This is a genomic window from Streptomyces sp. NPDC041713, from assembly GCF_055591085.1.
On sequence record NZ_JBVIZY010000001.1, the window covers coordinates 634,499 to 656,158 of the forward strand.

The 21,660-nt window shown below is 72.6% G+C and carries 19 protein-coding genes; 9 read left to right on the plus strand and 10 right to left on the minus strand.

Annotation, left to right across the window (positions count from 1 at the left end; translation table 11 throughout):
- Positions 1-92: 92 nt before the first annotated feature.
- Both ACZ6CV_RS02715 and ACZ6CV_RS02720 read right to left on the minus strand, forming a co-directional pair.
- On the minus strand, positions 93-1,640 hold the full coding sequence (locus ACZ6CV_RS02715; protein WP_469249072.1) for a leucyl aminopeptidase: 1,548 nt from the start codon (positions 1,638-1,640) through the stop codon (positions 93-95).
- 113 nt (positions 1,641-1,753) lie between these two features.
- Positions 1,754-2,536, minus strand: a complete 783-nt coding sequence (locus ACZ6CV_RS02720) for an adenosylcobinamide-GDP ribazoletransferase (protein ID WP_469249074.1) — start codon at positions 2,534-2,536, stop codon at positions 1,754-1,756.
- A 67-nt stretch (positions 2,537-2,603) separates the two neighbouring features.
- On the opposite strand from ACZ6CV_RS02720, the gene ACZ6CV_RS02725 reads away from it, so the two are divergent.
- Positions 2,604-3,377 (plus strand): hypothetical protein, encoded by a 774-nt coding sequence (locus tag ACZ6CV_RS02725; RefSeq protein ID WP_469249076.1) that lies wholly within the window; start codon positions 2,604-2,606, stop codon positions 3,375-3,377.
- Here ACZ6CV_RS02725 and ACZ6CV_RS02730 read toward each other — a convergent pair.
- From ACZ6CV_RS02730 to cobT, 3 genes are all read right to left on the minus strand, one after another.
- On the minus strand, positions 3,308-4,015 hold the full coding sequence (locus ACZ6CV_RS02730; protein WP_469249077.1) for a hypothetical protein: 708 nt from the start codon (positions 4,013-4,015) through the stop codon (positions 3,308-3,310). The two genes, ACZ6CV_RS02725 and ACZ6CV_RS02730, sit on opposite strands and share 70 nt — an antisense overlap.
- Positions 4,012-5,778, minus strand: a complete 1,767-nt coding sequence (locus ACZ6CV_RS02735; RefSeq protein WP_355813782.1) for a phosphatidylglycerol lysyltransferase domain-containing protein — start codon at positions 5,776-5,778, stop codon at positions 4,012-4,014. Before ACZ6CV_RS02735 ends, ACZ6CV_RS02730 begins: the two co-directional genes overlap by 4 nt.
- Positions 5,779-5,888: 110 nt before the next feature.
- Positions 5,889-7,028, minus strand: coding sequence for a nicotinate-nucleotide--dimethylbenzimidazole phosphoribosyltransferase (cobT, locus tag ACZ6CV_RS02740; protein ID WP_469249080.1), 1,140 nt, complete (start codon positions 7,026-7,028; stop codon positions 5,889-5,891).
- 257 nt (positions 7,029-7,285) lie between these two features.
- Here cobT and ACZ6CV_RS02745 point away from each other — a divergent pair, with 257 nt between their 5' ends.
- On the plus strand, positions 7,286-8,374 hold the full coding sequence (locus ACZ6CV_RS02745) for a class I SAM-dependent methyltransferase (protein WP_469249081.1): 1,089 nt from the start codon (positions 7,286-7,288) through the stop codon (positions 8,372-8,374).
- A gap of 13 nt (positions 8,375-8,387) precedes the next feature.
- On the opposite strand, the gene ACZ6CV_RS02750 is transcribed toward ACZ6CV_RS02745, so the two are convergent.
- Complete coding sequence (locus tag ACZ6CV_RS02750; RefSeq protein ID WP_469249083.1) at positions 8,388-9,614, minus strand: bifunctional adenosylcobinamide kinase/adenosylcobinamide-phosphate guanylyltransferase; 1,227 nt, start codon at positions 9,612-9,614, stop codon at positions 8,388-8,390.
- A gap of 101 nt (positions 9,615-9,715) precedes the next feature.
- On the opposite strand from ACZ6CV_RS02750, the gene ACZ6CV_RS02755 reads away from it, so the two are divergent.
- Complete coding sequence (locus ACZ6CV_RS02755; RefSeq protein ID WP_355813771.1) at positions 9,716-9,952, plus strand: hypothetical protein; 237 nt, start codon at positions 9,716-9,718, stop codon at positions 9,950-9,952.
- A gap of 149 nt (positions 9,953-10,101) precedes the next feature.
- Here ACZ6CV_RS02755 and ACZ6CV_RS02760 read toward each other — a convergent pair whose 3' ends face one another.
- From ACZ6CV_RS02760 to ACZ6CV_RS02770, 3 genes are all read right to left on the minus strand, one after another.
- Positions 10,102-11,199: a S1C family serine protease gene (locus tag ACZ6CV_RS02760; protein ID WP_469249086.1), complete on the minus strand. Its 1,098-nt coding sequence runs from the start codon at positions 11,197-11,199 to the stop codon at positions 10,102-10,104.
- Between the two features lie 116 nt (positions 11,200-11,315).
- Positions 11,316-12,059 (minus strand): class I SAM-dependent methyltransferase, encoded by a 744-nt coding sequence (locus ACZ6CV_RS02765; protein ID WP_469249605.1) that lies wholly within the window; start codon positions 12,057-12,059, stop codon positions 11,316-11,318.
- Positions 12,060-12,097: 38 nt separating this feature from the next.
- Positions 12,098-12,724 (minus strand): DUF3043 domain-containing protein, encoded by a 627-nt coding sequence (locus ACZ6CV_RS02770; RefSeq protein WP_469249089.1) that lies wholly within the window; start codon positions 12,722-12,724, stop codon positions 12,098-12,100.
- Positions 12,725-13,015: 291 nt separating this feature from the next.
- Here ACZ6CV_RS02770 and ACZ6CV_RS02775 point away from each other — a divergent pair, with 291 nt between their 5' ends.
- From ACZ6CV_RS02775 to ACZ6CV_RS02795, 5 genes are all read left to right on the plus strand, one after another.
- The gene (locus tag ACZ6CV_RS02775) at positions 13,016-13,807 is read left to right on the plus strand and encodes a PspA/IM30 family protein (RefSeq protein WP_355813762.1); all 792 of its coding nucleotides are present in this window, start codon (positions 13,016-13,018) and stop codon (positions 13,805-13,807) included.
- Between the two features lie 36 nt (positions 13,808-13,843).
- Positions 13,844-14,122: a PspA-associated protein PspAA gene (gene pspAA / locus ACZ6CV_RS02780; protein WP_469249091.1), complete on the plus strand. Its 279-nt coding sequence runs from the start codon at positions 13,844-13,846 to the stop codon at positions 14,120-14,122.
- A 183-nt stretch (positions 14,123-14,305) separates the two neighbouring features.
- Positions 14,306-15,598, plus strand: a complete 1,293-nt coding sequence (locus tag ACZ6CV_RS02785) for a sensor histidine kinase (RefSeq protein WP_469249092.1) — start codon at positions 14,306-14,308, stop codon at positions 15,596-15,598.
- Positions 15,595-16,275 carry a response regulator transcription factor gene (locus tag ACZ6CV_RS02790; protein WP_362368121.1) on the plus strand — a complete coding sequence of 227 codons (681 nt, stop codon included), beginning with the start codon at positions 15,595-15,597 and terminating at the stop codon, positions 16,273-16,275. The genes ACZ6CV_RS02785 and ACZ6CV_RS02790 overlap by 4 nt, the downstream gene beginning before the upstream one ends.
- Before the next feature lie 197 nt (positions 16,276-16,472).
- Positions 16,473-19,574 carry an efflux RND transporter permease subunit gene (locus ACZ6CV_RS02795; protein ID WP_469249094.1) on the plus strand — a complete coding sequence of 1,034 codons (3,102 nt, stop codon included), beginning with the start codon at positions 16,473-16,475 and terminating at the stop codon, positions 19,572-19,574.
- An 81-nt stretch (positions 19,575-19,655) separates the two neighbouring features.
- Here ACZ6CV_RS02795 and nadA read toward each other — a convergent pair whose 3' ends face one another.
- Positions 19,656-20,861, minus strand: coding sequence for a quinolinate synthase NadA (nadA, locus tag ACZ6CV_RS02800; RefSeq protein ID WP_469249096.1), 1,206 nt, complete (start codon positions 20,859-20,861; stop codon positions 19,656-19,658).
- A 291-nt stretch (positions 20,862-21,152) separates the two neighbouring features.
- Between nadA and ACZ6CV_RS02805 the strand changes: the two genes are divergently transcribed.
- Positions 21,153-21,509, plus strand: a complete 357-nt coding sequence (locus ACZ6CV_RS02805; protein ID WP_030933606.1) for a HesB/IscA family protein — start codon at positions 21,153-21,155, stop codon at positions 21,507-21,509.
- The last annotated feature ends 151 nt before the right edge of the window (positions 21,510-21,660 follow it).

Below are 21,660 nucleotides of genomic sequence, written 5' to 3' on the forward strand. Positions count from 1 at the left end.
ACGGACGTACGGATTTCGTCGAGGGCGAAATCGGGCGGGGCCCCGGACGCGTGAAGCGTCCGCGACCCCGCCCGGAGGGTTCGATCGGCTGATCAGCCCAGGTCGCCCGCGGCGGTGTGCTCGGCGAGCCGCACCAGGGTGCGGACCGCGGTGCCGGTGCCGCCCTTGGGGATGTAGCCGTAGGGGGCGCCCTCGTGGAAGGCCGGGCCCGCGATGTCCAGGTGGGCCCAGGTGATGCCCTCGCCCACGAACTCCTTCAGGAACAGACCGGCCACCAGGCCGCCGCCCATGCGCTCGCCCATGTTGGCGATGTCGGCGGTGGGGGAGTCCATGCCCTTGCGCAGGTCGGCGGGGAGCGGCATCGGCCAGGACGGCTCGCCGACCTCCTCGGCGATCTCGTGCACCGAGGTACGGAAGGCCTCGTCGTTGGACATGATGCCGAAGGTGCGGCTGCCGAGGGCCATCATCATGGCGCCGGTCAGCGTCGCCACGTCGACGATCGCGTCGGGGGCCTCCTCGGAGGCCTTGGCGATGGCGTCGGCCAGGACCAGGCGGCCCTCGGCGTCGGTGTTCAGGACCTCGACGGTCTTGCCGCTGTACATCCGCAGGACGTCGCCGGGGCGGGTCGCGGAGCCGGACGGCATGTTCTCGGCGAGCGCCAGCCAGCCGGTGACGTTCACCTCGAGGCCCAGGCGCGCGGCGGCCACGACGGCGGCGAAGACGGCGGCGGCGCCGGCCATGTCGCACTTCATGGTCTCGTTGTGACCGGCGGGCTTCAGCGAGATGCCGCCCGAGTCGTAGGTGATGCCCTTGCCGACGAAGGCGAGGTGCTTCTTCGCCTTGGAGCTCGTGTACGAGAGCTTCACCAGGCGCGGCGGGGCGTCCGAGCCGGCGCCGACGCCGAGGATGCCGCCGTAGCCGCCCTTGGTGAGCGCCTTCTCGTCGAGGATCTGCACCTTGATGCCGTGCTCCTTGGCCGCGGCCTGGGCGACGGCGGCGAAGGCCTCGGGGCTGAGGTCGTTCGGCGGGGTGTTGACCAGGTCGCGGGCGCGGTTGAGCTCCTCGGCGACGGCGGTGGCGCGCTCGACGGCGGCCTTGTGCGCCTTGTCGCGGGGCTTGCCGCCGAGCAGGGCGACCTCGGCGAGCGGCGCCTTGGCGTCCTTGCCGTTCTTCTTGCCGGACTTGGCGTCGCCCTGGTCCTTGTAGGCGTCGAAGGAGTACGCGCCGAGCAGCGCGCCCTCCGCGATGGCGCCCAGATCCTCGGCCTCCTCGACGGGCAGCGCGAACGCGGCCTTCTTGGAGCCGGTGAGGGCGCGCGCGGCAACGCCCGCGGCGCGGCGCAGCGCGTCGGTGCCGTACGTCTCGTCCTTCTCCGGGACCTCGCCGAGACCGATCGCGACGACGACCGGCGCCTTGAAGCCGGACGGCGCGGGAAGCTTCGTCACCTCACCCTCGCCGCCCGAGGCGCCGAGGGTCTCCAGGACGGACGCGAGCTTGCCGTCGTACGCCTTGTCCACGGCCTCGGCCCCGGGAGCGACGACCAGGGCTCCCTTGGATCCAGCGCCCTTCGCGACACCGACGACGATCGCGTCGGCACGCAGGCCGGTCGCGGCGGCGGTGCTGAGAGTCAGAGCAGTCACGGTGGTGAGGTCCTCTTTCAGTGAGTTCGGCGGGCTGTCGGGGTGGTGAGCCCGTCGCGAGCCTACGCCCGTGAGCGCTGCGGTGCGCCTCACTGTGTGTGTTCGGCGCGGTGTCAGCCGAGGGCGAGCACCACCAGGGCGCAGGTCGCCGCCGTCTCCGCGAGGCCGCCGAAGACGTCTCCGGTGACCCCGCCGAACCTTCGTACGCAGTGCCGCAGCAGCAACTCCGCAGCGGTCAGGGCGAGGACGACGGACGCCGCGGACCGTACGGCGTCGGCCGCACCGAGCGGCGCGCCCGCGGCGGCCGCGGCGGCCACCACGAGCGCGGCGACGCCCAGCGTCCGGCCGCGCGGGACGACCCCGGCGACGGCCGCGCCGAGCCCCTCCGGGCGGGCCGGGGGCACGCCGTCGCGGGCGGCCAGCGTCAGGGCGAGGCGCGCGGCGGTCGCCGAGACGACGGCGGCGAGGGCGCCGCGCACCCAAGAGGCCTCGTACAGCTGGAAAAAGACGGCGACCTGCGCGAGCAGGACGAAGAGCAGCGTGATGACGCCGAAGGGGCCGATGTCGGACTGCTTCATGATGCGCAGCGCGTCCTCGGCGGGCTTGGCGCTGCCCAGGCCGTCGGCGGTGTCGGCGAGACCGTCCAGGTGCAGGCCCCGGGTGAGGGCGGCGGGGACCGCGGCGGTCGCGACGGCGACGAGCAGCGGGCCCGCGCCGAGCAGCGTCAGCGCGCCGCCCGCGCCCGCCGCGCACAGGCCGATCACCAGACCGGCGAGGGGGGCGCACTGCATGCCGCCGCGCGCGGCCTCGCGGTCCCAGCGGGTGACCCGGACGGGGAGCGCGGTGAGGGTGCCGAAGGCGAAACGTATGCCGTCGGCGGGGGAGGTTCTGGGCACCGCGGAAGGCTACCCCGGGGGAACCTCCCGCTCTGCGGATCACTCTTCGCGGACGGAGGATGGGCGCATGGACGACTGGTGGTACCGGAACATCGTCGAGCCGGGGAAGCTGCCGCTGCTGCTCGCGCTGCTCTCCTTCGTCGGGTCGTTCCTGGTCACCCGGACCATCACCCGGCTGATCCGGGCGGGCCGCGGGCCGTTCCGCAACATCAGCACCGGCGAGGTCCACATCCACCACGTCGTGCCGGGGATCTTCCTGATGCTGGTCGGCGGGTTCTGGGCGGTGGCCGCGGGGCGGCACGGGGTGGGGGCGCTGTACGCCGCGGTCATCTTCGGGATCGGCGCGGGCCTGGTGCTCGACGAGTTCGCGCTGATCCTCCATCTCGACGACGTCTACTGGAGCGAGCAGGGCCGCAAAAGCGTGGAGGTCGTGATGCTCACGGCGGCCCTGGTGATGCTCGTCCTCACCGGTTTCACCCCGCTCGGCGTCGACGACCTGACGCCCGACGAGCGGCAGAACCGCGCCGCGGTCGCGCTGAACATCGGCATCAACTGCGGGTTCGCGGTGATCGCGCTCGTCAAGGGGAAGCTGCGCACCGCCCTGATCGGCATGGTGGTCCCGTTCGTCGCGCTGGTCGGCGCGATCCGGCTGGCCAGGCCCGGCTCGGCGTGGGCCCGGCGCTTCTACCGCAGGCGGCCCCGGGCCCGTGCGCGGGCGGGCCTTCGCGCCTTCCGGCACGACCGGCGCTGGTCGGGACCGCGCCGCAGGATTCAGGACTGGATCGGCGGCTTCGTGCCGGATCCGCGGCCGGGGCCGGATCGGGTGCCGCCGCGCCGCTGACGTACCGCGGTGACGGCGCACAGCGCGAGCGCGACGAGGATGGCGGCCAGGTGCTCCATGCCGGCGAGATTGTCCTTGACGATCACCTCGACGACCATCAGGGCGCTGACCAGGGCGGCGGTGAAGTACGCGCGGTGCAGCCAGCACACGTACACGGCGAGGCCGACCACGGCGGCCGACGGGCCGGTGTCGACGACCTGCGCGTCGGAGGCGGGCAGGCCGAGCGGGTGGCCGGGGCCGAGCGCGATGCCCACGCGCGCGTACAGGGTGCCGGCGAGCGTGGCCGCGTACGCGATGAAGAGCGTGCGCCACCGGCCCAGGCAGATCTCCGCGATGCCGAAGACCAGCAGGATCTGCGCGAGCGCGCCCCACACCGGCAGGTCGAGGGCGGGCACGAAGAGGGAGAGCGGGGTGCGCAGCAGGGCGAGCCAGAGCGGGTCCTCGGCGCGTACGCAGCCGGTGTTCTGCACGAACTGATAGCCCCAGGGCTGGTTCTGCACGTACTGGCAGAGAGCGGTGAGACAGACCGCGGCCAGGGTCATGGGGACGGCCCGCCATCGTCGGGCGACGAGCGCCCCGCGCACGGTGGAGAGGAGTGACCCCCACTCGGCGCGGGCCAGGCGGGCCGGGGTGCTCATCGTCTGGACTCCAGGTGTTTGCGGTGCAGCCACTTCGGCAGACCGGGCGCTTCGAGGAACCCCTCCGCGCGGGCGGACGCGATGCCGATGCGCGGCAGGTCTCCGCTCTTCTCGAAGAGGAGGAAGCGGGGCTCCCAGATCGGCCGGTACTTGGCGTTGGCCCGGTAGAGGGACTCGATCTGCCACCACCGCGAGAAGAAGCTGAGAAGCGACCGCCACAGACGCAGGACCGGACCCGCGCCGAGCCGTGAGCCACGTTCGAAGACCGACCTGAACATCGCGAAGTTGAGTGAGACCTGCGTGATCCCGATCTCGGGGGCCCGCTGCAGGAGTTCGATGACCATGAACTCCATCAGGCCGTTCTCGGAGTCGCGGTCACGCCGCATCAGGTCGAGGGAGAGCCCGTGCGGCCCCCACGGCACGAAGGACAGCACCGCCCGCAACCGCCCGTCCCCGTCGGTGCATTCGAGCATCACGCACCGGCCGTCGCCCGGGTCGCCGAGCCGGCCGAGCGCCATGGAGAAGCCGCGCTCGGTGGCCCCGTCGCGCCAGTCGTCGGCGTGCTCCAGGAGGGCCGCCATCTCGTCGGCGGGGATGTCCTCGTGGCGGCGGATGCGGACCGTGTAGCCGGCCCGCTTCACGCGGTTGTACGCCTGCCGGACGGTGCGCATGGCCCGTCCCTCCAGGGTGAACTCGGCGATCTCCACGAGGGCCTCGTCGCCCAGTTCGAGGGCGTCCAGGCCGTGCCGCGCGTAGACCGTGCCCGCCTCCTCGCTCGCGCCCATCACGGCCGGGATCCAGCCGTGCTCGCGGGCCTCGGCCAGCCAGGGCTCGATGGCGCCGGGCCAGGCCTCCGGGTCGCCGATGGGGTCGCCGGAGGCCAGCGAGACGCCGCCGACGACGCGGTAGGCCACGGCCGCCTTGCCGGTCGGCGACCACACCACGCTCTTCTCGCGGCGCAGCGAGAAGTAGCCGAGGGAGTCGCGCTCGCCGTGCCGCTCAAGCAGCGCGCGCAACCGCTCCTCGTCGCCCTCGGTGAGCGGGTCGACGGCCCGGCGGGAGCGGAAGGCCGCGTACAGGACCGCGCAGAGCAGCAGCGCGCTCAGGATGTTGATGGCGACGTTGACCCAGCCGGGCGTGGTGATGCCCTCGAAGCGCTTGTCGTCGGCGGCCAGCGAGACCAGGCGCATGGTGCCGTAGCGCCAGCGGTCCAGGAACGTCGAGCGGTAGTCGTCGTGGGCGCGGTTGGTGACGGTGACGAGCAGCGTGGCGATCAGCGAGGCCACCAGGAGCCCGCCGGCCGCGACGGCCGACGCCAGCTTCGGGTTGGAGCGGTCGCCCTTGGCGTAGAACTCGCGGCGCCCGACGACCAGCGCCGCGACGAACGCGGCGGTCAGCACGAGGGAGATCCAGTTCTGCGCGTACGCGCGGATCTCCGGGAAGACCATCGCGAAGGCGAAGAGCAGCAGGAAGAGGCCGCCGAGCACGGTGTTGAGGATCCACGCGGCGCGCTTGCGGCGCCGCATGGTGATCGCCAGGAAGAGCGTGAACGCCCCCGACGCGAAACCGGCGGTCAGCAGGTACGGGGTGAAGTAGTTCTCCGTGTTGTGCTGGCGCAGGTCCTGTCCGAGCGAGACCCAGACCGCGCTCAGGAAGTTGATGAACGTGACGGCCCGCAGATACCAGACCGCGAACCCGGCGGCGCGGCGCTGTATGACGGTCGGTTTCTTCTGTCGCCCGGCGACGACCTGCTCATCTCCCATGAAAAGGGATCATATGGGCAACGAGGGTCACCCTCCGCATTGTGAGCGGGCGGGCCACCGGTGCCGGGCGCCGTTGACGGTGCGTCAACCGGCGCCCGCACGCGGGGCACTTACTCGGCGGACGGCACCGAAGGCTCTGTCTCCGGGGCTGTAGGCACAGGATCGGACTCGGGTTCGGGCTCCGCTTCCGGCGCCACGGGCTCCGGCTCCCGCTCCGGCAGCTCCGCCGACAGCGCCGCCGCCGCCCGTACCAACGGCAGCGCGAGCAGCCCCCCGGCACCCTCGCCGACCTTCACGCCGTGCGCGAGCAGCGGGTCGAGCGCCATCCGGTCGAGCGCCTTGGCCTGCGCGGGCTCCCCGCTGTCGTGGCCCGCCAGCCACCAGTCCGGCGCGCGGAACGCCACCCGCTGGGCCACCAGCGCGGCCGCCGACGCCACCACGCCGTCCAGGATCACCGGCGTACGCCGCACCGCGCACTGCAGCAGGAACCCCGTCATCGCGGCCAGATCGGCGCCGCCGACCGTCGCGAGCAGCTCCAGCTGGTCGCCGAGGACCGGCCGGGCCCGTCGCAGCGCGTCCCGTACCGCCGCGCACTTGCGCATCCACGCCAGGTCGTCGATGGGCGCTCCGCCCCGCCCGGTCACCACGGACGCGTCGGTCCCGCACAACGCGGCGACCAGCGTCGCGGCGGCCGTCGTGCCGCCCACGCTGACATCGCCGAGCACCACCAGATCGGTGCCGGAGTCCGCCTCCTCGTCGGCGACCGCCATGCCGGCGCGCAGCGCCCGCTCCGCCTCGTCGGTCGTCAGCGCGTCCTCGGTGTCGATGCGTCCCGAACCGCGCCGCACCCGGTGCCCCGCCACCTCGGCGGGCAGCTCGGCCGGGTCGCAGTCGAGGGCCATGTCGACGACCCGCACGGGCACGTCGAGGCGGCGCGCGAGGACGGCCACGGGGCTCTCGCCGGCCAGGACGGCCCGTACGAGATCCGCCGCGCCGCCCGCGGGACGCGCCGACACACCCTGCGCGGCGATGCCGTGATCGCCCGCGAAGAGCACCACGCGCGGCCGCTCGACCGGCCGCACCGGCACCGAGGACTGGGCCGCCGAGAGCCACTCGCCGAGTTCGTCGAGGCGGCCGAGGGAACCGGGCGGCAGGGTCTGCCGGGCCCTGCGTTCCTCGGCGTCGCGGCGCACCCCGCCGTCGGGCCGCTCGATCAGGTCGGTGAAGTCGTCGAGATTCAGCGAGCTCATTCGCCGAACAGTACCGGGAGCGGCGGCGGCATCGCTCGAACGGCCCTGCGAGCCGCACCACCCCGCACCTGACGGCCGGTCAGGCCCCCGCGTCCGCCGGTCGCGTCGCGTGAGGATTCACGTGCATGGCGTGACCCCCGACGCGGGAATGATCCTTTACGTTCCTGTTTGTGTCGGCTTGTCATATCGCGTGCGGCATCGGCGGGAACGGCAGCTCTGTCCCCCTGCTCCACTCCTCCGACCCCGGGAGTACGCCCATGACCACGGATGCCGCCCAGCAGGTCGCCGCCCGGCGTCCCGCCTACCTCGCCGAACTCGCCCTAGGCACCGAGCGGTTCCACGAACCCCGCCGCACCGACTGCCCCTGGTGCGGCTCCGAACGGCTGCGGGTGCGGCTGCGCACCACCGACCTGGTGCAGCACAAGCCGGGCAGCTTCACCCTCGACCGGTGCGGCGACTGTGCCCACTGCTTCCAGAACCCCCGGCTGACCCCCGAGGGCATGGACTTCTACCGCAGGGACTTCCGCGACGGGCCCGGCGGCCGGGAGCCGGTGAAGCCGTTCGGCGCCGGCGCCGCCGCCAAACGCCGGCTCGCCGCCGTCCGGGCGCTCGCCGCGCTCGACGAGCCCGAGTGCTGGCTGGACGTCGACACCGGCGCCGCGCACTTCCCGGCCCTGGCCCGGCGGGTCCTGCCGTACACCTCCTTCGACGGCACCGACCGCAGCGCCGGCCTCGAACGCGGGGTAAGACGCGGCCGCATCGAGGAGGGCCACCGCGGCTCCCTGCCCGAGCTCGCCGGGCGGCTCGCGGGCCGCTACGACGCGCTGAGCATGTTCCACACCCTGCAGCGCAGCCCGGACCCGCGCGCGGAGCTCCGCGCCGCGCGCACCGTGCTGCGCCCCGGCGGACACCTGCTGATCGAGGCCCCCGACCCCGAGTGCCGCGCCGCCCGGCTGCTCGGCAGATGGTGGGCGTCCCACCGCCAGCCGCGCACCCTGCACCTCGTGCCGCTCGCCAACCTCCGCCAGGAGCTGACCGCCCTGGGCTTCACGGTCGTCGCCGTCGAGCGCCGGACCGCGCACGCCCCCGTCGACCTCGGCGCGGCGGTGGCGCTCTTCCTCAACTGCCGCATGCCCGCGGCCGACGTGCCGTGGCGCCCCGGACCCGCGACCCCGCTCCAGCTGAAGCTGCGCCGCGCCGCACGGTGGGCGTCGGTGCCGCCGGTGGTGCTGGCCCGCGCGCTGGACGTCGTCCTCGCGCCGCTGCTCACCCGCGTCGGCTTCAGCAACACCTACCGGGTCATCGCCCGCCGCGGCCCCGACCCGACGGCCCCGGCCGCCCCGTGAGCGCGGCCGGACGTCAGCCGCGCAGCGTGAGGGCCTGGCCCGCCACGACGAGCAGGACGTGTTCGCACTCGTTCGCGAACGCGGTGTTCAGGCGGCCCAGTTCGTCGCGGTAGCGGCGGCCGGAGGTGGTCGCGGGGACGATGCCGGAGCCGACCTCGTTGGAGACGGCGACCACCGTGCGCCGGGTCGTACGGACCGCCTCCGCGAGCTCGGCGACCCGCGCCCGCAGCGCGCGCTCCCCGCCGCCCGCCCACTCCGCGTCGTCCCACGCCTGCACCTCGTCCATGACGTGGGTCAGCCACAGCGACAGGCAGTCGATGAGCAGCGGCGGCCCGTCGTCGCCGAGCAGCGGCACCAGGTCGCAGGTCTCGGCGGTCCGCCAGGAGCCGGGGCGCCGCTCGCGGTGCACGCTCACCCGCCGGGCCCACTCCGTGTCCCCGCTCCTGGTCCCGCCGGTGGCCACGTACAGCACCTCGGGAAAGGCCTCCAGGCGCCGCTCGGCCTCCACCGACTTGCCCGAGCGCGCGCCGCCGAGGACGAGGGTGCGGCGCGGCACGTCGGGGACGTCCTCGTAGGCGCCGACCACGAGCGTCGACCCGTCCGGCACGGCCCGCGCCCCGGCGGCCGCGAGGCGGCGCGTCAGCTCACCGCCGGGCGGCGCCTCGTGGCCGATGTGCACCGCGATCACGTCGGTGGTCGGCCCGACGGCCCCGGCGGCGCGGAGCCGGGCGAGCCCGTCGGGACGCCCGACGACGTCCGCGACGACCATCTCGTACGGGCGGTCCCTGCCGTGGCCCGCCGCGGCGCCGTTCCCCTCGGTGATCCCCGCGGGCGCGCCGCCCGGCGGCAGATACAGCAGCCGCTCCCCGTCGGTCCCGGTCACCTCGTACCCGGAGCCGGGCGCGTCCAGGGCCACCGCGCGCACCCGGTGCCCGGTGAGCAGCGCGAGCTCGCGCCCGTCGGCGACCCGGCCGGGCTGCGGCAGCCCCGCGGGCACCTCGACGGCGGGCCCGTCGTGCGGGTGCGAGAGCAGCACCTGGCGCACTCCGCCGAGCGAGTGCCCGGCGCGGGCGGCCGCGAAGGCCGCGCCGGGGGTCAGGTCGAGCAGCAGCACGCCGTCCACGAGGAGCGCGGTGGCGGCGCGCGCCGCCTCGCCCAGGGCGGTCGCGCAGACCGCGCAGGGACAGTCGGGGAGGGGCAGACCGCCGGGGGCGCCGGTGCCGAGCAGAGTCAGTTCCACACGAAGATCCTCCCGCGTCGGGTCGGACGCCGCGCGCCCGGCTAGGCTTCAAGCGGATCGAGGCGGTGGCGACACCGCCACAGGACCCTCGGGAGGCTGACATGGCGGCATGGACGTGGCGGTTCGAGAAGGCGGACGGGACGGAGGTCCAGCCCGCGGTGCAGCCCGAGGAGTTCACCACCCAGGGCGACGCGGAGTCCTGGGTCGGTGAGTACTGGAAGGAGCTGTCCGAGGGCGGCGCCGACCAGGTGACCCTCTTCGAGGACACGACCAAGATCTACGGTCCGATGAGCCTGCACGCCGACGAGGCGCAGGACACGGAGGACGCGTCGGCGTGAGCTGAGCGGTGGCGTCCCGCGGCGCACCGCGCGGGCGTACGCGACGGGAGGCGGTGACCGGACGACCCGGCCACCGCCTCCCGTACGTCCGGGGTGGAGCTCCCGTACGTCCGGGGCGGGGCTCCCGCACGAGCCCGCCGCCGTGGTCCTCACATCTCGCCGAGCGTCACGTCCGCCTTCTTGTCGGCACCGTCCCGCACGTACGTGACCTGCGTCTTCTGGCCGGGCTTCGCGCCGGCCAGCGCCTCCGAGAGCGAGTTGATCGTGGTGACCTCGCTGCCGCCGAGCCGCGTGATGATGTCACCCGCCCGCAGCCCCGCGTCGGCCGCCGCACCGCCCTGCCGGGCCTCGACCACGGCCACGCCCGCGGGCCGGTAGCCGTCGTCCAGGACGGTGCGGCCGGTGATGCCGAGCGCGGCCCGGCCCGAGTCGGTGACCCGGCCGTCCTTGATGATCTGGTCGGCGACGGTCTTCACCATCGAGGACGGGATCGCGAAGCCGATGCCGGGCGCGGCACTGTCCCCCATCTGCGGGTCGCTCGCGGCGAGGGTGGGGATGCCGATGACCTTCCCGTCCAGGTCGACGAGGGCGCCGCCGCTGTTGCCCGGGTTGATCGCGGCCGACGTCTGCACCATGTTGGCGATGGTGGCCCCCGTGCCGCCGCCGGTGCGGCCCTCGCTGACGGTGCGTCCGGTGGCCGAGACGATGCCCTGGGTGACGCTGGAGGACAGGCCGAGCGGAGAGCCCATGGCCAGCACGATCTGGCCGACCTCGGCCTTCGTGGAGTCGCCGAACTCCGCCGCCTTCAGGCCGTCCGGCACATCGTCCAGCCTGATGACCGCGAGGTCCTGCTCCGGATAGCTCGCCACCAGGTCGGCGGTCAGCGCCTGCTCGCCGGTGGCGGTGGTGACCTTGAACCGCTTCTCCTTGCCCACGACATGGGCGTTGGTGACGATGTGCCCCTTGCCGTCGTAGACGACCCCGGAGCCGAGGCTGTCGCCGGCGTCGACCTGGACGACCGACGGCAGTACGTCCTTGATCACCCGCTGGTAGTCGTCCTGCAGGTCACCGGCGGCGGCCGGCGCGGCCTGCGCGGTCGACCGGCCCGAGTCGCCGGAGCCGGACGAGGAGCACCCGCCCACGAGCGCGACGGCGGCGAGAGCGGTGAGGGAGGCGGCGAGCGGCACGGAGACGGCGCGGGAACGGGTACGGCGACGGGTACGGATGCGGGTACGCGAGGCAGTCATGCGCCGAGTGTGCTTTTCGCCCGTTCCCGGCGCCTGCGCTGCGCGGTAAACGGGTGGGTGACCGCGTCAGTCCCGTACCCCGCACGGATCCGTCGCTCCGGCCCCGCCCGGCTCCGTCAGTCCCGTACCCCGCACAGATGCAGCAGCGCGGCGACCCGGCGGTACGGGTCCGTGCGCCCCGCACGCTCCTCGGCGGCGAGCAGCGCCTCCAGCTCCCACTCGGGAGGCAGCGGCGTGCCGTCGGGAACGGTGTCCGTGAAGACCCGCACGCCGTACCAGGCCTGCAGCGGCGCCGCGAGCCCCGCCAGCGAGGAGGTCAGCGCGTCGAGCCGGTCCGCGCGGGCGTCGATGCCGAGGCGGTTGCGGTACGTGACGGAGTCGAAGGCGGCGATCGCCCCCGCCCAGTCGCCCGCGAGCCCCGGCCGCATGGCCAGCGCCTCCGCGTTGCGCACCAGGAGCGAGAGGAGCCCGCCGGGTGCCAGCATCCGGGCGAGCCCGGCGAGGAGCGCGTCGGGGTCCTCGACGTACATCAGGACGCCGTGGCAGAGCACCACGTCGAAGCTGCCGGGCAGGAAGTGCACCCCGGTCTGGTGCCCGTCGCCCTCGACGATGCGCACCCGCCCCTGGATGCCCTCGGGCTCCGCCGCGAGCGAGGTGCGCGCGGCGGCGATCATGGCGGGATCCTGCTCGACGCCCGTCACCTTGTGGCCGGCACGGGCGAGCCGCAGGGCCTGTGTGCCCTGGCCCATGCCGACGTCGAGTATCCGCAGCCGCTGCCCCACGGGGAAGCGGGCGACTATCTGCTCGTCGAGCTGGCGGGCGACCAGCTCCTGGCGCACGGCGTTGCGCAGGCCGCCCAGCTTCTCCAGCCAGGCCCCGGCCCCGCCGGTGAATCCGCTCAGGGCCGCTCTCCGCGCTTGACCTGCGGCTTGGGCAGCCGCAGCCGGCGCATCTGGAGCGTACGCATCAGGGCGTACGCGACGGCGCCCTTCCGGTTGTCGTTCGGGAAGCGCTCGGCGAGCCGCTTCTTCAGCCGGAAGGCGGTGACGACCGAGTCGACGATGATCAGGACGATCACGAAGAGCCAGAGCAGCAGCGCGATGTTCTGCAGCTGCGGGATCCGGACGATGCTCAGCACCAGGATGATCACCGCGAGCGGCAGGAAGTACTCGGCGATGCAGAAGCGCGAGTCCACGAAGTCGCGCGCGAACTTGCGCACGGGACCCTTGTCACGGGCGGGCAGGAACCGCTCGTCACCGCTGGCCATCGCCTCGCGCTGCTTCGCCATCTGGGTGCGGCGCTCGTCGCGCTGGCGCTTGGCGGCCTCCTTGCGCGTCGTCGGCGTGTTCGTCACGCTGCGGCGCTGGGACTGGGCCAGGGCGCGCTTGGGGGTGGGGCGGCCCTTCGGGGCCTGCGGGTCACGGGGCTGCTTGGAGTCGGTCACCGGCGCCTGCGCGGCCGGGGCCTTCTCTTCCTTGGATCGGCTACGGAACACAAAATCCAAGGGTACGGGGTGCGGACGCATGGACGTCCGCCGGGCGGGGAACGATCCGGCAACGCCGGGCGTCTTGATTTATGTGCCTAAGGGGCCGTAGCAGGCGGAATGCGGCGGACCCTCACCGGCCACGCGGGACGCCTCGGGGTCGGTTCCCGGGGGAGCACCTACTCCTTACGCCGGAGCGGTGCGGGACGCAGTCGTCCTTGGGGATGAGCGCATCCGCCCGCGAACAGTGCGGTAATGGATGCAGGGCCCGTACTGTGGGTTCTGAGCAGTACCTGGAGCTGGAAGTCCGTCAGAAGGGGGCGCGCGAAGCCCATGAGCGGTGTCATGAAGCGTATGGGGATGATCTTCCGCGCGAAGGCGAACAAGGCCCTTGACCGGGCCGAGGACCCGCGCGAAACCCTCGATTACTCGTACCAGAAACAGCTGGAGCTGCTGCAGAAGGTCCGCCGTGGCGTCGCCGACGTGGCGACCTCCCGCAAGCGCCTGGAACTGCAGCTGACCCAGCTCCAGAAGCAGTCCTCGACCCTGGAGGACCAGGGCCGCAAGGCGCTCGCCCTCGGCCGCGAGGACCTGGCCCGCGAGGCCCTGTCCCGCCGTGCCGCGCTCCAGCAGCAGGTGACGGACCTGGAGACGCAGCACCAGACCCTGCAGGGCGAGGAGGAGAAGCTCACCCTGGCGGCCCAGCGGCTGCAGGCCAAGGTCGACGCCTTCCGTACGAAGAAGGAGACCATCAAGGCGACGTACACCGCCGCCCAGGCCCAGACCCGCATCGGCGAGGCCTTCTCCGGCATCTCCGAGGAGATGGGCGACGTCGGCATGGCGATCCAGCGCGCCGAGGACAAGACCGCGCAGCTCCAGGCGCGGGCCGGCGCGATCGACGAACTGCTCGCCTCCGGTGCCCTCGACGACTCCTCCGGGCTCGCCAAGGACGACATCCAGACCGAGCTGGACCGGCTCTCCGGTGGTACTGATGTAGAGCTGGAACTGCAGCGCATGAAGGCGGAGCTCGCCGGAGGCCCCAGCAGCCAGCAGGCGATCGAGGGCGGCCAGGGCCGGCCCCAGTCGCAGCAGCCGCAGGACACCCCGCGCTTCGACAAGCAGTAGCGCACGAAGTTGTAGCTCACGTCCGAGGAGGGCGACATGATCGTACGGATCATGGGGGAGGGGCAGGTGGAGCTGGCCGACAGCCACTTCGCCGAACTGAACAAGCTGGACGACGAGCTGCTCGCGGAGATGGAGAGCGCCGACGAGCCCGCCTTCCGCCGCACGCTCCACGCCCTCCTGGACAAGGTCCGCGAGCTGGGCACCCCCCTCCCCGACGACGCCCTGGAACCCTCGGAACTGATCCTCCCGTCCCCCGACGCGACCCTGGACGAGGTCAGAGCCATGCTGAGCGACGACGGCCTGATCCCAGGCTGACACCAGGGCCGAAGCCCAGGGCCGAGCCCCAGGGGCGAAGCCCAGGGGCGCGGGGAACGGCGCGCCCAGCCCCCACAGGCCCGCAGACAAAAGACGACCGCGCCCAGCCCCCACAGCCCCGCAGACAAAAGACGACACCCGAATCCGCCCAGGGCCCCCGGCCAGCCCCCGTAACGTTGAGGCGTGACCACACTCGTGCGAGGCCGCGGCTGGGCCAAAACGCATCCGCTCGCGGTCGACGCCGCACTCGCCACCGCCGTCCTCGTCTGCATGGTCGTCGGCTCCTTCGCGGAGCCCTACGGCGAGCACGGCCCCACCTGGGGCACCCGGACCCCCGACGCCCCGAGCCTGCTCCTGATGGCGCTCGGCGCGCTCGCCCTGGTCTTCCGCCGCCGCGCCCCGTGGTCCGTGCTGGCGGCGACCTGCGCCGCCTCCATCGTCGAGCTGCTCACCGGCCAGCCCCGCGCTCCCGTCGTGATGTGCGCCGTCATCGCGCTGTTCACCGTCGCCGCCCGTACCGACCGCTCCACGACCTGGCGGATCGGCCTGGTCACGATGACCGGGCTGACCGGCGTCGCGATGCTCTCGGGCCCGCTGCCCTGGTACGCGCAGGAAAACCTCGGCATCTTCGCCTGGACCGGCATGGCTGCCGCGGCGGGCGACGCCGTACGCAGCCGCCGCGCCTTCGTGGACGCCATAAGGGAGCGCGCGGAGCGGGCCGAGCGCACCCGGGAGGAAGAGGCCCGGCGCCGCGTCGCCGAGGAGCGGCTGCGCATCGCCCGCGACCTGCACGACGTGGTCGCCCACCACATCGCCCTGGTCAACGTGCAGGCCGGCGTCGCCGCCCACGTCATGGACCGGCGACCCGACCAGGCCAAGGAAGCCCTCGCGCACGTACGCGACGCCAGCCGCTCCGCGCTCAACGAACTGCGCGCCACCGTCGGCCTGTTGCGGCAGAGCGGCGACCCCGAGGCGCCCACCGAACCCGCCCCCGGCCTGCACCGCCTCGACGAGCTCGTCGAGACGTTCCGCAACGCCGGCCTGCCCGTGGAGGTGGCCCTCGGCCAGGTCGGCCTGGACCTGGCCGCGGCCGTCGACCTCGCCGCGTTCCGGATCATCCAGGAGGCGCTGACCAATGTGCAGCGGCACGCGGGGCAGGACGCCAAGGCCGAGGTGAGCGTCGTCCGCGTAGGCCCGAACGTGGAGGTCACCGTCATAGACGACGGCCCCGGCCCCGAAGGGAGCGACGGGGAAACCGGCGACAGGAAATCCAGCGACAGGGAGTCGGCCGGCGACAAGGCGGCCGGTGACGGGGAGGCCGGCAAGGGAGAGTCCCGCGGCGGCCACGGCCTCATCGGCATGCGCGAGCGCGCCACCGCCCTCGGCGGCAGCTGCTCGGCGGGGCCCCGCTACGGCGGCGGCTTCCGCGTCCATGCGATCCTGCCCGTCACCACGGCAAAGGGAGGGACCGCGTGACGATCCGCGTACTGCTCGCCGACGATCAGGCCTTGCTGCGCAGCGCGTTCAGGGTGCTCGTCGACTCCGAGTCCGACATGGAGGTGGTCGGCGAGGCGTCCGACGGGGCGGAGGCGGTCGCGCTCGCCGCGTCGGAACGGGCGGACGTGGTCCTCATGGACATCCGGATGCCCGGCACCGACGGCCTCGCCGCCACCCGGCTGATCAGCGCCGACCCCGCGCTGGCCCATGTGCGGGTGGTCATGCTGACGACGTTCGAGGTCGACGAGTACGTGGTGCAGTCGCTGCGCGCGGGCGCCTCCGGATTCCTCGGCAAGGGCGCGGAGCCCGACGAACTCCTCGGCGCCATCCGGATCGCCGCGGCCGGCGAGGCGCTGCTCTCCCCGGTGGCCACCAAGGGCCTGATCGCCAAGTTCCTCGCGCAGGGCGAGGGCCTGGACGGCGACGCCCCGGTGCGCGGCGAGCGCCTCGACGCGCTCACCGGCCGCGAACGCGAGGTGCTCGTCCAGGTCGCGGGCGGCCACTCCAACGACGAGATCGCCGAGCGCCTCGAAGTCAGCCCGCTCACCGTGAAGACCCATGTGAACCGGGCGATGGCGAAGCTCGGCGCCCGCGACCGGGCCCAACTCGTCGTCATTGCCTACGAATCGGGCCTGGTACGTCCACGGGTGGAGTGACACGGAAGGCGGTGTACTGCGCCCGCAGTACGCGCCCCGCGAGAAATGGTCCTGCGAGCGAGGTGCCGGGGCCCGGCCATGGCTGAGGGTGTGAGGGACGTACGAAGCTTGCCGCAGGCACCCATTCTCCGGGTCCCCCTCTGCGGCCTGCCCGGCCTCGTGCGTTCCCCCCGCGCACGCCACAGAGAGAGACCTCCATGTCCTGGCTGTCCAGGTTCAGCCTTGCCCAACGGGCGCTCGTCGGACTGATGTCGATCATCGCGATCGTCTTCGGCGCCATCGCGATACCGCAGCTCAAACAGCAGCTGCTGCCCTCCATCGAACTGCCCATGGTGTCCGTCCTCGCGCCCTACCAGGGCGCGTCCCCCGACGTCGTCGAGAAGCAGGTCGTCGAACCGCTCGAGAACACCATCGACGCCGTCGACGGCATCACCGGCATCACCGCCACGGCGAGCGAGGGCAACGCCGTCATCATGGCCCGGTTCGACTACGGCAGCGGCTCCAAGCAGCTCGTCGCCGACGTCCAGCAGGCCGTGAACCGCGCCCGCGCCGAACTCCCCGACGACGTCGACCCGCAGGTCGTCGCCGGCTCCACCGACGACATCCCGACCGTCGTCCTGTCCGCCACCTCCGACGAGAACCAGCAGGCCCTCGCCGACCGGCTCGACCGCACCGTCGTACCGTCCCTGAAGGACATCGACGGCGTCGCCCAGGTCACCGTGGACGGCGTGCGCGACCTCCAGGTCGACGTCACCCCCGACGACCGGAAGCTGGCGAAGGCCGGCCTGACCCCCGCCGCGCTCGGCAAGGCACTCCAGGCGGGCGGCGCCACGCTCCCCGCGGGCTCCTTCGACGAGGCGGGCAAGAACCGCACCGTGCAGGTCGACGGCGGCTTCACCTCGCTGCAGCAGATCGAGGAGCTGCGGATCGCGCCCGAGGCCGCGCCGGGCGAGCGGGCGGGCAAGCCCGTACGCCTCGGCGACGTCGCCACCGTCGCGCAGAAGCCGGCCACCGCCACGTCCCTCACCCGCACCGACGGCGAGCCCAGCCTCGCCGTCGCGATCACCATGGACCAGGACGGCAGCGCCGTCGCGATCTCCGACGCGGTGCAGGACAAGCTCCCCGGCCTGCGCGAGGACCTCGGCCCCGGATCCGAGCTGACGGTCGCGAGCGACCAGGGCCCGGCCGTCGCCGAGTCCATTGAGGGCCTCACCACCGAGGGCGCCCTCGGCCTGGTCTTCGCCGTCGTGATCATCCTGGTCTTCCTGGCGTCGATCCGCTCGACGCTGGTCACCGCGGTCTCCATCCCGATCTCGGTGGTCCTCGCCCTGATCGTCCTGTGGACCCGCGACCTCTCGCTCAACATGCTCACGCTCGGCGCGCTGACCATCGCGATCGGCCGCGTCGTCGACGACTCGATCGTCGTCCTGGAGAACATCAAGCGCCACCTCGGCTACGGCGAGGAGCGCGAGCAGGCCATCCTCACGGCGGTCCGCGAGGTCGCGGGCGCCGTCACCTCGTCGACGCTGACGACCGTGGCGGTGTTCCTGCCGATCGGCCTGGTCGGCGGCATGGTCGGCGAACTCTTCGGCTCGTTCTCGCTGACGGTCACGGCGGCGCTCCTCGCCTCGCTGCTGGTCTCGCTGACGGTCGTGCCGGTCCTGTCGTACTGGTTCCTGCGCGCCCCCAAGGCGATCCAGGGCGTCGACCCGGAGGAGGCCCGCCGCAAGGCCGAGGAGAAGGAGAGCCGCAGCAGGCTGCAGCGGATGTACGTCCCCGTCCTGCGCTTCGCCACCCGCCGCCGCCTCACCAGCCTCGGTATCGCGCTGGTGATCCTGGTCGGCACCTTCGCCATGGCGCCGATGCTGAAGACCAACTTCTTCGACCAGGGCGAGCAGGAAGTGCTCACCATCAAGCAGGAGTTGAAGCCCGGCACCAGCCTGGCGGCGTCGGACGCCTCGGCGAAGAAGATCGAGAAGATGCTCTCCGACATCGACGAGATCAAGGACTACCAGGTCACGGTCGGCTCGTCCGGTTTCATGGCGGCCTTCGGCGGCGGCACGGACACCAACCAGGCCTCGTACACCCTCACCCTGAAGGACAAGTCGTCCTACGACCGGGCGCAGGACCGGGTCGAGGAGGGGCTCGGCAAGCTCTCCGGGATCGGGCAGACCACGGTCTCCGCCGGTGACGGCTTCGGCAGCCAGGACCTCAGCGTCGTGGTGAAGGCCGGCGACGGCGACGTGCTGCGCAAGGCCTCCGACCAGGTGCGCGACGCGGTCGCGAAGCTCGACGACGTCACCGACGTGCAGAGCGACCTGTCGCAGAGCGTCCCGCGGATCTCGGTCCGCGCCAACTCCAAGGCGGCCGCGGCCGGTTTCGACGACACCACGCTCGGCCAGGCCGTCGGCCAGGCGGTGCGCGGCACCACCAGCGGCAAGGCGATCCTCGACGACACCGAGCGCGATGTCGTCATCAAGTCGGCGAAGCCCGCGACGACCCTCGCCGAGCTGCGGAAGCTGCCGCTGCGGCCGGGCGTACGGCTCGGCGACATCGCCGACGTCGACCTGGTGGACGGGCCGGTCTCCATGACCCGCATCGACGGCGCCCGCGCCGCGACGATCACCGCGAGGCCGACCGGCGACAACACCGGCGCGGTCAGCGCCGACCTCACCAAGAAGCTCGACGCGCTGAAGCTGCCCGAAGGCGCCACGGCGTCGATCGGCGGCGTCTCCCAGGACCAGGACGAGGCGTTCGGCTCCCTCGGCCTCGCGATGCTGGCGGCCATCGCCATCGTCTTCATGCTCCTGGTCGCGACCTTCCGCTCCCTGGTGCAGCCGCTGATCCTGCTCGTCTCCATCCCGTTCGCGGCGACGGGCGCGATCGGCCTGCTGCTCGTCACCGGCACCCCGATGGGCGTACCGGCGATGATCGGCATGCTGATGCTCATCGGCATCGTGGTCACCAACGCGATCGTGCTGATCGACCTCATCAACCAGTACCGCGCCCAGGGGTACGGCACGGTCGAGGCGGTCGTCGAGGGCGGCCGGCACCGGCTGCGCCCGATCCTCATGACCGCCCTGGCGACGATCTTCGCCCTGCTCCCGATGGCCCTGGGCATCACCGGCGAGGGCGGCTTCATCGCCCAGCCGCTCGCGGTGGTGGTGATCGGCGGTCTGATCACCTCGACGCTGCTGACCCTCCTCCTGGTCCCGACGCTGTACGCGATGGTGGAGCTCCGCAAGGAGCGCCGGCGCGCCAAGCGCGAGGCCAAGCGGGCGAAGAAGGCGGCCTTCTAGCCCCGCGGACCCTGCGGTAAGGGGCGCCCGCAAGAGCGGACGCCCCTTACCCCCTACGCGTACCCCCTACGCGGAACAGAGCTACGGCAGCGCCAGCATCCGCTCAAGGGCCAGCTTGGCGAACTGCTCGGTCTCCCGGTCGACCTCGATCCGGTTGACGAGATTGCCCTCGGCCAGCGACTCCAGGGTCCAGACCAGGTGCGGCAGGTCGATCCGGTTCATGGTCGAGCAGAAGCAGACCGTCTTGTCGAGGAAGACGACCTCCTTGTCCTCGGCGGCGAAACGGTTCGCCAGGCGGCGGACCAGGTTCAGCTCGGTGCCGATGGCCCACTTGGAGCCGGCCGGCGCCGCCTCCAGGGTCTTGATGATGTGCTCGGTCGAGCCCACGTGATCGGCCGCCGCGACGACCTCGTGCTTGCACTCGGGGTGCACCAGGACGTTGACGCCGGGGATCCGGGCGCGCACGTCCGCCACGGACTCCAGCGAGAAGCGGCCGTGCACCGAGCAGTGCCCGCGCCACAGGATCATCTTCGCGTCGCGCAGCTGCTCGACGCTCAGGCCGCCGTTCGGCTTGTGCGGGTTGTAGACCACGCAGTCGTCGAGCGACATCCCCATGTCGCGCACCGCGGTGTTGCGGCCGAGGTGCTGGTCGGGCAGGAAGAGCACCTTCTCGCCCTGGTCGAAGGCCCACTCCAGGGCGCGCTTCGCGTTCGACGACGTACAGATCGTGCCGCCGTGCTTGCCGGTGAAGGCCTTGATGTCGGCGGACGAGTTCATGTACGACACGGGCACGACCTGCTCGGCGATGCCGGCCTCGGTCAGCGCGTCCCAGCACTCGGCGACCTGCTCGGCGGTGGCCATGTCGGCCATCGAGCAGCCGGCGGCCAGGTCGGGCAGCACGACCTTCTGGTCGTCCGTCGTCAGGATGTCCGCGGACTCGGCCATGAAGTGCACACCGCAGAAGACGATGTACTCGGCGTCCGGCCGGGCCGCCGCGTCGCGCGCCAGCTTGAAGGAGTCGCCGGTCACGTCGGCGAACTGGATGACCTCGTCGCGCTGGTAGTGGTGGCCGAGCACGAAGACCTTGTCGCCGAGCTTCTCCTTGGCGGCGCGGGCGCGCTCCACCAGGTCCGGGTCGGAGGGGGACGGCAGGTCGCCGGGGCACTCCACGCCGCGCTCGCTCCGCGGGTCGGCCTCGCGGCCGAGCAGCAGCAGGGCGAGCGGCGTGGGCTGTACATCGAGGGTCACGCGGTCCACGGGGGACTGGGCGGTGGTCACGACACGCACCCTTTCTCATCTGTGTATGCGCGGCGAAGCCGCTCCGGTGGAGCCGCGGGGGCGTGCACCGGGGATCCTTTTCGTCGAATTGACGTTATCTATCATAACCGCTTCACGTCAGTTTGACGATGGCCATAGTGTCGATGTGACGCATTCGCCGTCCGGCGGCCCGCTGTCCCGCCCGCCGCCATGTGCGAGCATGAAGGGGCAAGGACGAAGCACTCGGCCCGGAATGAATCCGCGGCCCCGCCGGTTGCAACCGTCGGCAAGCAGTCTCCGTACAACCCGGGAGAGAAGCAGATGTCCGTATCGGACGAGACCACCACCGTGAGCGACGGCATCCTCCTGTCGGACGCCGCCGCGGCCAAGGTGAAGGGCCTCCTCGAACAGGAGGGCCGGGACGACCTGGCGCTGCGCGTCGCCGTTCAGCCCGGTGGCTGCTCGGGCCTGCGCTACCAGCTGTTCTTCGACGAGCGCTCGCTCGACGGCGACGTCGTCAAGGACTTCGACGGCGTGAAGGTCGTCACCGACCGGATGAGCGCTCCCTACCTGGGCGGCGCCTCCATCGACTTCGTGGACACCATCGAGAAGCAGGGCTTCACGATCGACAACCCCAACGCCACCGGCTCCTGCGCCTGCGGCGACTCCTTCAGCTGAGCCATGGCCTGACGGCACAGCAGACGTACGAAGGCGGGGGGCCCCCCACAAGTCGGGGGGGGGACGCACTCGGCGGTCCCCGATTGGGGGGAACAGACGGGGGCGCCCCCCGCCTTTTGGGGGCAGTCCCAACCTTTCTGTCCCCACACAT